Raw genomic sequence first — 9,945 nt, 5'->3', positions numbered from 1 at the left:
GTGTCGGGGTGTCGGGTGTCGGGTGTCGGGTGTCGGGTGTCGGGTGTCGGGTGTCGCAGCGTATGACCGCGCTTCGCGGAGGGCAACCCTCATCGAGCATCAAGACACACTCAATTTGGTGTGTGATTACAGATCATGCTGAAACACGCGTGCGACCGGCGATGAGCATGGCCGCCCGCATCCATGACGGAGCCAGCGGCGCTGATACGCCCGATGGCGGAAAGACGGGGCTGATATCCCCGCCCTCCCCCGCGTGACGGTCAGTGTGAGTGGTGATTGGAGTTGCCGCCCGCGTCCATGACGGAGCCGGTGGCGCTGACGTTGCCGTTGACGGTGACGTTGCCCTGGATAGTCGCCGCCGTACCGACCATGTCGCCCTGATAGGTGAGCTTCCCCTGCACCAGCACATTGCCGGTGAAGGTTGTGTCGGGCGAGTCGACGGTAGCGCGCGGTGTTTTCACCACCACATCCGCCTGCGTTTCGATGACGATGTGCTGAATACCGCCATTGACCGTCAACGTGTGCGTCGCGCGATCGTAATAGAACGCCGCGCCGTCCGAGTAGGTGCAGCCGCGCGCCTGCGCGTTATTGACCGGCGGCGTATCGACGCTCGAATAAATCGCGCCGAGGATCACGCCGTCTTCGCCATTGTCGTCCAGCAAAATACGCACCTGTTCGCCGACGTCCGGCAGCCAATAGTCCTTGTTATTCTGCGTGTTGCGCTGCAACACCTCCAGCCAGGCGGTGCGCAGGTTGTCGCACTCCGGCAGCCGCACACGGGCGCGCACGCCCGCGGCATCAACGGCACTCACGGTGCCAACGCGTAACGATGTCATACGTGCTCCTCTCTCCCCATCGTTAGATGAAAACCGCCCTCGCGGTGATGGGGCATCGTCAATCTGCGAGCTATCGCTGCGCAGGCGCTCTGGGTCAACAGACCGCGGACGGACTCGTGGCTCGCATTCATCATGATGCGCCCTCTTTTTTCGTGGTTTGCGTCGTGCTGCCGTCGGGGTGATAGACGGACAGCGTATTGGATTGCCCGGTCGTCGCCTTGCGAGCGCCCTTGGTCACCGGACCGCGGACAATCTCCAGCTCGCTGACGTAACCGCCGTCGCGCGTGAGCGAATGCCGCACCTGATTCAGCAACCAGTCGCCGGAAAAGCGGCCGAAACCGCTCAGCGAAATTTTGTTGCCCGCGATCAGCGAGGTGGCGCCCATCAGCGTCAGCTGCCCGCTCTCCTGCTGTTCGTTGTGCTGATCCAGCGCCGCGTTGGCCTTCAGCTCCGCCGTGTCTTTGCCGGTCGTCCGGCTGTTGACGTTGAGCGTATCCGCGCTGGTCGCGCTGTCGTCGCCGGACTGCGTTCCGTCAGCCTTGTAGGTCACCAACTGCTTCTTCGCGGGGTCCTGATGCTTGATCTTCGCCCCTTCGTACACGTGACTGATGGTGTCGCGCATCGAGAAGCTGGCGACGTCGTTGCGGGTGAACGTCTTCACCGGCGTCTGGCTGCGCAGCGCGCCCAGATGCGAGAAGATCAGTTGGGTGCTGGTCACCTTCACCGCATAGCCGTACTCGCTGGCCAACCGTCGCAAAAAAGCGACATCGGTTTCCGCGTACTGCGTGATGCGGTCAAACGTGATCGGCGCGATGCTGCCGACCAGCGCCAGCTTGTGTTTTTTGGCGATACGGTTGGCGATGGCCGCCAGCGTAGTGCCTTCGAATCCCCGGCTGGACTTGGTGCGCAGCGCGGTTTTGACGGACGTCGCCACCCCGCGCATCGAGACGGTCGAGGGCGGCGATCGCACCTCGATTTCATCGATACTGAATGCGCCGCAGTCCCGCAAGGTGTCGCCGCGATAGCCCAGTTTGAGCGACAGGGTGTCGCCTTTTCCCGGATACCAGGCGTCGATCCAACGACCGTCGGTGTCGTCCAGCTCCACTTCCAGCGTGTCCGACTCGTTTTTGATGCCGTCTGTGTAGGTCAGCCGCGTGACGTAGGGCGCGATATCGTTGGTGATATCTTTTTGCAGATACCACAGCGTGAAAATCGGCTGCGGCACTTCACGATTGGCCGTCGACGCGGCCGGTTGAGCGATTAACGTAGCCACGGCGGCGTGTCCTCCGTCAGCACGACGTCAGCCTGTTCAATCACCGGGATCGACAGCATGATGCCGGAAGCCAGCACGGGCGTGACGGCCACGTGCGGATTGGCGGCGATAATGCGGTCATAGCCCAGCGGATCGCCGTAGTACCGGTAGGCCAGCGCGTCCCAGCGCTCGCCCTGCGTGGTGATGTGCTCGATAAACATCAAATCCTCCTCGTCGTGATAGCGGCGGTCAGCGAACTCACGACCGGCGCGACTTTCTCCAGCGTGTCGCTGGCGGCGCTGAGCTGCGTGGCGACCACGTCCAGCGCAGGTGACAGGTCGTCAATGGTACTGACGTTAATGCCCGACAACGCCTTGTGGGCGCTCTTCACAAAGGTGATGGCCTGATCCGCCGCCTTCGCCACCCGGCTGACTTCCGGGAAGGTCGCCGTGACCGTCGCCAGCGCGGGCATGGCTTTCTGCAACGGTTCAACGGCGGTGCCGATCTGTGTGAGCAGCGTCGGCACCTGTCCCAGCGCCTGCGATGGATTGTTCTTCATCTTCTGCACCGTCTGCACCACCGCAGAGACGTTTTTCACCACCGATTGCGCGGTGCGGACGTAGCCCACCGCCGTGCGGATCGCGCTGGCGATGCCGGACGCGGCGGCCGTCGCCGTCGCTACCGTTTGGCTATTCGGCACGCCGGTGTTGACGGCGGGCATCGCCAACGGATTTTTCGGGTCGCCGACGTACTCGCGCAGCGTCACTTCCGCCGTCAGCGCCAGCACGTTGCCGGACTTGTCGGTCTGCTGACTGGTGGCGCGCACCTGAGTCAGCACGAACCAGCCGCGATAGTCGCCGTTGCCGAAGACCAACGCCTGCGCCTGATGCGAGCGCAGCAGGTTGCGCAGCCGCGCCAGCTCGACGTCCGGCGTACAAAACATCTGGTTGAACACCAGGCTGATGCTGATTTCATCCAGCTTTTCGCCGATGAACTGCAAGCCCGGCTTGCCCTCAATGCGGGCGTGTTCGGCGTAATCCGCGCCGAACTGCGCCTCAAAGCCGTCCCAGTAGGCGATCAGCTCGAATTCGATATCTCCCAATACGGCAAACATTATGCGTACCCCCGGCGTTGCTGCTGTTCCATCACCTTCTGCATCATTTTTTCCAGTTCATGCAGGCTCAGATTGAGCGCGTTTTTAATGTCCGGCGTCGCCGTCGCGGGCTGGCCGTTGACATGGATGGTCGGCGAGAACGTCAGCTTCAGCCCCTCGCCCGTCCCCGCTTTCGCGCTGGCGTTAGCGCCATTCGCGGGCATCTGCGGCACATCGTCTACGGTCTTGCGGGCCGGCGGCGGCGTCACCACGGGGTGTTCACGCTGGGTGATCGTTTTATCCGCGCTATTGTCGTCGTCCTTCCCCTCATCGTTAAACCAGCTGCTGATGGTGCTGCCCAGATTCGAGACAAAGCTTTTCAACTTCTCCCATTTATCCGTGATGCCTGAGATCAACGAGCCGATCAGTTGGCTGCCGAACTCACTGAAGCTGGCCGGTAAATCCACACCGAAATAGCTCAGAACGCCGGAGAACAGCTTGTAGAAAATGCCGAGCGGCGACCAGTCCACGAGGATTTGGGTCAGACGGCCGATGCCGCCGCTGAAATTGGTTTTTAGCCCTTCCCACAGCTCGGAGGCCCACTGGCTCAGCGAGCCGCCGAAACCGCTGAACACGGCTTTGACGCTCTCCCATTTTCTGCTGATGGCCGACGACAACGCGCCGATCAGTTTGCCGCCCGCTTCGCTCAGGTTGCTCGGCAGGTTGATGTTGAAATAGCGCAGAACGCCCGCGAACAGTTTGTAAATGATGCCGAGCGGCGACCAGTTGAGCAGCAGTTTTCCCACGCCGCCGATGCCGCCCCGGAAGGCGTTTTTAATGTCTTCCCAACGCGCGCTGAACCAGTTGCTGATCGGCTCCCAGTAGCGGTAAATCAGGTAAGCCCCGATCGCGATACCGGTAATCAGCAGGCCGATGGGGTTCATTAACAGCGCACGGCCGAACACCATCACCGCCCGTCCGGCGATTGACAGGCCGCGCCCCAGCGCGCCGCCAAAGCGCATGATGCCGGACTGCGCCACGGTCAGGCCGGATCGCACCCACCCCGACACCGAGCGCATTCCGCTCATCACTGACCGGCCGACCGCCGACATTCCGCGCCCCAGCGCGCCCCCGAAACGAGTGGAGGCGGACTGCGCGAGCGTCAGGCCCGATTGCAACAGGTTCAGCACATAGCGCACCCCGCTGATCGCGGCTTTGAAGACGGAAAACGCCTGTCGGGCCACGACGACAGCCTGAATCAGGCCGGGATGCAGCTGGATCCAGCGCGAGAAACCGTCCAGCACCGGCATCACGGCGTTGCCGACCGCCATCAGCGCTGGCGCAAGCGCTTCGCCCACGCTGAGGCTCATGTTGTCGCCCGCCACCTGCATGTGCTGCCACTGCCCCTTCAGCGTATTGTTCTGCGCCGACGCATCGCGCGTGGTCGTCCCTTCCGCCGCCGGGCTGAGCATCGCCTGCTTGCTCTGCTGATAGCCGCTCCAGTTCTGACGCATATTGAGCAGGTGCGACACCGCCTGGTTGTTGTCGAAGACCTTGGACAGGCCGGACTTCGCCATCAGCCGTTCCTGCGTGGACATGTCGCCCTTCGCCACGGCGGCCTGCCACTCCTGCTTGAATTTCTCGCCTTTGTCGTCAATCAGACGTTGGCCGATCATCAGCGAGGCTTCGTAGGTGGAGAATCCTTGTTTGATGTAGTCCGCCATCGAGGCCTGATAGTTCACGCCCGCCGACGCATAGCGCTCGCCGATGTCGTTGCTGTTGATGGTGTCCAGCCACCCTTTGAGATTGGCGACAGCGGTGTCGTCGCTGCCCGACGCCGCTTTACCGACCGCCAGACTGGAGACAATCTGGCTCAGCGCCGCGTCGCCGGTCATACCGTTCTGTTCGAAGCCGCGCGCCAGACCCGGCAGCGACGACGACAGCGAGGCCACGTCGAGGTTGCCCGTTTTCGCACCGGAGAGCATGTGGTCGAACGCGCCGGTGACGGCCTGTTTGCCATCGAATTTCAGCGTGTTGAAAGCCGCGCCCACGCGCGCCATCTGCTGGATATCCGCCTGCGTAGCCGCCGCGGCCGTGCCGACGACGCCCAGCAGATCTTTCCCCTTCATCGGGTCGACGCCGCCGTCGATCAGCGTCTCCAGCCCGCTCGTCAGAACGGACTGGCGCTGATGGGTTTGCAAGGAGAATTCCCGCAGCGCGGCGGCGATCTGTTGCTCCTGCGAGCCGGACAGCCCGTTGCTGACGGTGATATTTCTGAGGCTGGCCTGCTGGTCCGCATAGCCCTTGACCCCGTCGACCACAGGGGCCGCCGTCTCTTTGACGTTGGCGACGGACTCAGACCAGCCCGCGCGCAGCGCTTCCCGCCGTTGAGACAGCGCCTCGTATTTCTCGCCGAGCGTTTGCAGCCGGGTCTGCTGCGAAATCAGGGTGTCCTGCGTGCGGCTGACATCTTTCATGCCGTCGTTGAGCCGCTGAAAATGGCGGGCGCCCTGACTCGCGGCCTGCGCCATCGACTCCATCACCCGCACCTGCGACGTCATCATGCGTTGATACGCCTGGTCGAATGACTCCATCGAACGGCGATATTCTAGCAGCGACTGCCGAAACGCGGCGGCCCCGCTGGAGGATGCATCGAAGTTGGCCATGATCGTTCTATCCTTAAGCCAATGAAAAAAAAGGGATCGCGAGAGGGATACGGCGGTGCCCGGTCGGGCAGGAAGGGAAAACGACCGACGTTGGCCACGGGCTGCGAACGGCCCGCGCGGCGGCGACTGAGGCGGGGCTCGGACGGAGGTCGGCAGAGTCTGCCTGTCACTCTATTCCTCTCGTCCGACGCCGCGCGGAGCGTGTCTCGGTATTCCCTCCTTCAGTCGCCGTGCTCACGTTTAATCTGGTCCCTGGCCATCTCCAGCCAGTCTTCCAACTCGTCGATCGTTAAGTTATTCAGCTCACTCGGCTGAAACCGAAACCACCTCGCCAGCAGCGCCTGTGCTTCCATCAGTCCCTTCGGACTTAGCCACGCTAGACAGTTTTTGAAATCGTTTGGACAGCTCCATGAAGTCGGCCAGATCCATTTCATCCAGATCTTCCGGCACCATGTTGCTGGCGCGAGCCAGCAGCAGGCTGTCCCAGTCGGACGCGTTGTCGGTCAGTTTCATGACCGCTTTCAGGTCTTTGGCCTTCAGGCGCGTCAGCGTCAGTTCAGTCAGACGCTCGCCAGCCGGCGTGGTGTAAGGAAACTGCAACAGGTACTTTTCGCTATCGGACATCGTGTGCTCCAGAGTGTGATGTAGGGCTAGCCGCCGAGGCAGATAGCCGGTATTCGTGATAAAAGGTCGGCGTTTCACCGACGTTCGTGTTTATTTTCCCTTTCAGGTCGTCTGTACGCTTCGCCTGCCTTCGCCCGCTGGCGTGCCGCCTCCGAACCGAATGCGCGTTCTGCCGCGTTTTCGTCGGTCGGAGATGGCCGCCCGGCAAAGAAAAAACCGGTAACCATCAAAACACCGGTCGGCGAAATCGTACCGCTCGCCCAAACGGGTCGGCTCTCGTAAGAACCGGTGCGCTCGCCCGGCAAAGCCGCACGGCGCGGGTATTCTCAGATCGGTCGGGCTGCCGTGAGGGCCAGCCGCGACCGGGGGTGTCGCCTGATGAAGACAGTCTAAAATTCGCTGTCGTCCCCAGGCGACGCGGCCTTAGCCGCCGATATTGGTGCGGTAGTCGCTCAGTTGATCGACGCCGTTGACCATGAAGATGTTGGCCAGATAATCCAGCTCAAGGATGTCTTCGCCATCCATCACCTGTTTGACGTAGGTGCAGTTGAAGCTGGAGCTGAACTCCGCGTTCTCGTGCGGTTTAAAGGTACCCAGCGGGTTCTTCTTAAACATCACGGTCAGGTAGGTGATCATCGGCACTTCGTCGACGCGGCCCTGTGCGGTGTAGCGTTCCACGCTGGAACGGCACTGCAAGGACAACGCGCTGTACGGGTTGGCCGTGGCCAGCATCGCTTCGCGGTAGAAGGAGTTCCATTTGATCTCCCCTTCCAGCTTGTCGAACCCGGAAGGCAGTTCGATTTTGCCCACCATGCCGAGCGCTTTGTGCTCCTGCATGATCATGCTGATGTCCGGCAGTTTGATTTCTTCCGCGCGGCCCAGCAGATTCGCCCCGTTCAGATAAATATTCGCATTGGTGATGCGATTGACTTCGATTTTAGCCATTAGCTATTCCCCTTCAGCGTCACCAGGTATTCGGAGGTGATCTCGGATTCGTAAGACAGACGTTCCAGCGGCGGCGGCGGCGTGAACTTGTAGCTCAGCAGCACATGGCCTGCGGCCAGCTCGGTTTCTTCATTGCGCGCGGCGTCGTACCAGCACTTGAAGCCCAACAGCGCGCCGTTGCCGATCAGCGTACGGCCATAGGCGTTGACGGATTCGGTCAGCGCGTCGATCAGCGCCTGGCTAATCGGCTGGTCGATGAACTGGGTGCTGAAGTAGCGGATGGATTCGTTGATCACATCAGCGGTACGACGCACGTTTTCGAAGTTGCGCATGTGGGTCACGGACGGCCAGGCCGCCTGACGGTTGCCCCACAGACGCAGGCCGCTGCCGTAGCTGTTGAACACCGTGGTGATGCCCTGTTCGTTCAGCAGGTTCACTTCGCAGTTAGGGTCGTCAATCATGGCCGACAGCTGGCGTTCTACGCCGGTGATGCCGGAGATTTCCTGGTTGGAGCTGCTCCACCAGTAGCCTTTCTCGTTATCCACCTTGGCGCGCAGGCCGGCGGCGCGCTGAGACAGCGGCTCCAGACGTTCGCTGTTGGTGTTCGCGTCGTAGACTTTGACGTGCGGGTAGCACAGCTTCACGCGGTCAGAGCTGGTGTTGAAGTTGATGGTGCCAGTCGGTCCGCGGCCGCTGATGGCCTGCTGGAACGTGGTGCCAATCGGCGCATCGACATAGGCGACGGCGCCCAGTTTGTCGGCCAGAGAAACCAGTTCGGTCACGATGCTGTTCTGCGTGCAGTACACCGGCGCAATCAGGATCTTCGCGAAGAAGCCGAAGGCGTTGTAGGTGTCGTTCAGCAGTTTCATGCCGGTGCGGTTGCCCGCTTCGTTCACGCTGCCGATGATGTCGGCGGCCGTGACTTTCGTCGGATCGGCGAAGTCGTAGCTGGCGATCACGGTGCTGCCGCTGTCGATGTTGGTGCCGACGCGGGTGATTTTCCCGGTCTGCGCATCCAGCGTGTAGTCCTGACCTTCCACGTACGGCTGGGCGGCGTCGTTTTTACGCAGCACCAGGTTGGAGACCACCGGGTTGATCAGCTGGGCTGCGCCCGTGCTGTCGAACGTGACGGAGGCGTTGCCGACGGAGGTCTTGTGTTTGACCGGGTCGAGCACGTTGATCACCAGCACCGTACCGGCGCCGTGGTCGTAAATGGCGTCCAGCGCCTGCGGGATGGTGAACCCGCTGACCTGCGAGCCGAACTGGGCCGCGTTGGTTTCAGACACGCACAGCGTGACGTCGTTGACCGGCCCCATGGGCGCGGTGCCGATCAGGCCGATGACCGCGGATTTGACGGTCTTGATCGGGCGAGCGCCGGTTTCGACCTCAACGGTTTCGACCCCATGCAGATAGTTAGCTGCCATGGTTTACCTCATCGTTAGTAGTGATAGAAGCGCCGTTTTCCAACGGTTGCAGAAGGCCCAGAGCGACCAACGTTTTCACGTAATCATGCTCGGCAGGCAGTTCCACAGCACGCTGGGGAAACAGCAGCACTTCGGTGCCGTCAGCCAGCGTGACGCCGCTGGTCGGGCCGGTGTAGCGGTATTTCATGTTTCGCTTTCCTTGTATGTGGCTTGTGTGAGTAATGGCCCGTCGGGCAGCGACGCGTCTTCGGTCTGTAGGGTTTCCGCGGTGAACCGGAGCGTGTAACGCCACAGTCCATCGCTGCTGCCCTTGCCGACGACCGTCTCTTTCTTCAGCCGGATTTTGCGGCTGCAATTCGGGAGCCGGAGTCCGCACAGCAAGCGCCGCAGCGCATCCAGTACGGTCACGGCCCCGTTTTGTCCGCTGGATTCGCGGCACACGACGGTGGCGCGCAGCTTGACAAGCTGCGTTTGCAGCACGATCCCGCACTCTTCCGGCTTGCGGAACGCAGAGCCGGCGTAGCGCACCAGAATCGCGCCGTCAGGATGGCTGAGGACGTACTCAGCCGGTTTTCCGGGGAAAGATTCCACCTGCAAGCCGGGAAAGGCCTCGGCAATCCGGGCAACCACGGCATCAATCATCGGTGAGACGTCCATTACGCGTTCCCCCGCATGGCGCCGCGGCATAGGCCGTTCGCCGTCTGAGCGCCGCAGCGCTCACAGACCGGAAGCACGTCGCCGCGCCGCGCGGTACGCGTTGTGAACTGAACAAATTGAATCGACTGCATGACACCGTCCTGTTTTCGTAAACTGAGGTCAGTATCGCGGGAAAATGGGGGCTGGGCTTTTAACCCTATTTAAAAACACATTTCACATCAATAAGTTGCGATTTTTCACTGCGTTGTGGTCCGTCGCAACATCCTTACTCTTTAATGCCCGAAAAACGGGTCGGACAGGCGCGTAATGGGTGTGGGTGTGGGTGTGGGTGACTGGTGACTGGTGACTGGTGACTGGTGACTGGTGACTGGTGACTGGTGACTGGTGACTGGTGACTGGTGACTGGTGACTGGTGACTGGTGAGAGCAGCATTTGAAATATCGCCAGA

At 61.4% G+C, this 9,945-nt stretch carries 11 protein-coding genes; all 11 read right to left on the bottom strand.

The window, feature by feature from the left end:
• Window positions 1-260 precede the first annotated feature (260 nt).
• The 11 genes from AU509_RS17410 to AU509_RS17360 all read right to left on the bottom strand — a co-directional run bounded on the left by AU509_RS17410 (window position 261) and on the right by AU509_RS17360 (window position 9,527).
• A complete protein-coding gene (locus AU509_RS17410) occupies window positions 261-836 on the bottom strand; it encodes a phage baseplate assembly protein V (RefSeq protein WP_094118901.1) in 576 nt (191 codons plus the stop codon).
• Window positions 837-966: 130 nt separating this feature from the next.
• Window positions 967-2,109, bottom strand: coding sequence for a phage late control D family protein (locus tag AU509_RS17405; protein ID WP_094118900.1), 1,143 nt, complete (start codon window positions 2,107-2,109; stop codon window positions 967-969).
• Entirely contained in the window at window positions 2,097-2,309 is a 213-nt protein-coding gene (locus tag AU509_RS17400; protein ID WP_085653705.1) for a tail protein X, read from the bottom strand. Before AU509_RS17400 ends, AU509_RS17405 begins: the two co-directional genes overlap by 13 nt.
• Window positions 2,309-3,202, bottom strand: a complete 894-nt coding sequence (locus tag AU509_RS17395; protein ID WP_085653706.1) for a phage tail protein — start codon at window positions 3,200-3,202, stop codon at window positions 2,309-2,311. The genes AU509_RS17400 and AU509_RS17395 overlap by 1 nt, the downstream gene beginning before the upstream one ends.
• Window positions 3,202-5,847 (bottom strand): phage tail tape measure protein, encoded by a 2,646-nt coding sequence (locus tag AU509_RS17390; RefSeq protein ID WP_094118899.1) that lies wholly within the window; start codon window positions 5,845-5,847, stop codon window positions 3,202-3,204. Before AU509_RS17390 ends, AU509_RS17395 begins: the two co-directional genes overlap by 1 nt.
• A gap of 221 nt (window positions 5,848-6,068) precedes the next feature.
• Complete coding sequence (locus AU509_RS17385; protein ID WP_071999740.1) at window positions 6,069-6,200, bottom strand: GpE family phage tail protein; 132 nt, start codon at window positions 6,198-6,200, stop codon at window positions 6,069-6,071.
• The gene (locus AU509_RS17380) at window positions 6,151-6,471 is read right to left on the bottom strand and encodes a phage tail assembly protein (RefSeq protein ID WP_094118898.1); all 321 of its coding nucleotides are present in this window, start codon (window positions 6,469-6,471) and stop codon (window positions 6,151-6,153) included. Before AU509_RS17380 ends, AU509_RS17385 begins: the two co-directional genes overlap by 50 nt.
• Window positions 6,472-6,894: 423 nt before the next feature.
• Window positions 6,895-7,416 carry a phage major tail tube protein gene (locus tag AU509_RS17375; RefSeq protein WP_094118897.1) on the bottom strand — a complete coding sequence of 174 codons (522 nt, stop codon included), beginning with the start codon at window positions 7,414-7,416 and terminating at the stop codon, window positions 6,895-6,897.
• Complete coding sequence (locus AU509_RS17370; RefSeq protein ID WP_085653710.1) at window positions 7,416-8,840, bottom strand: phage tail sheath subtilisin-like domain-containing protein; 1,425 nt, start codon at window positions 8,838-8,840, stop codon at window positions 7,416-7,418. The genes AU509_RS17375 and AU509_RS17370 overlap by 1 nt, the downstream gene beginning before the upstream one ends.
• Window positions 8,830-9,027, bottom strand: coding sequence for a hypothetical protein (locus AU509_RS17365; RefSeq protein WP_085653711.1), 198 nt, complete (start codon window positions 9,025-9,027; stop codon window positions 8,830-8,832). The genes AU509_RS17370 and AU509_RS17365 overlap by 11 nt, the downstream gene beginning before the upstream one ends.
• On the bottom strand, window positions 9,024-9,527 hold the full coding sequence (locus tag AU509_RS17360; protein WP_254901619.1) for a Gp37 family protein: 504 nt from the start codon (window positions 9,525-9,527) through the stop codon (window positions 9,024-9,026). The genes AU509_RS17365 and AU509_RS17360 overlap by 4 nt, the downstream gene beginning before the upstream one ends.
• Window positions 9,528-9,945: the final 418 nt, after the last annotated feature.

This window comes from Lonsdalea britannica (assembly GCF_002111595.1).
Classification (GTDB): Bacteria; Pseudomonadota; Gammaproteobacteria; order Enterobacterales; family Enterobacteriaceae; genus Lonsdalea; species Lonsdalea britannica.
This window is presented reverse-complemented; position numbering and strand designations above follow the sequence as displayed.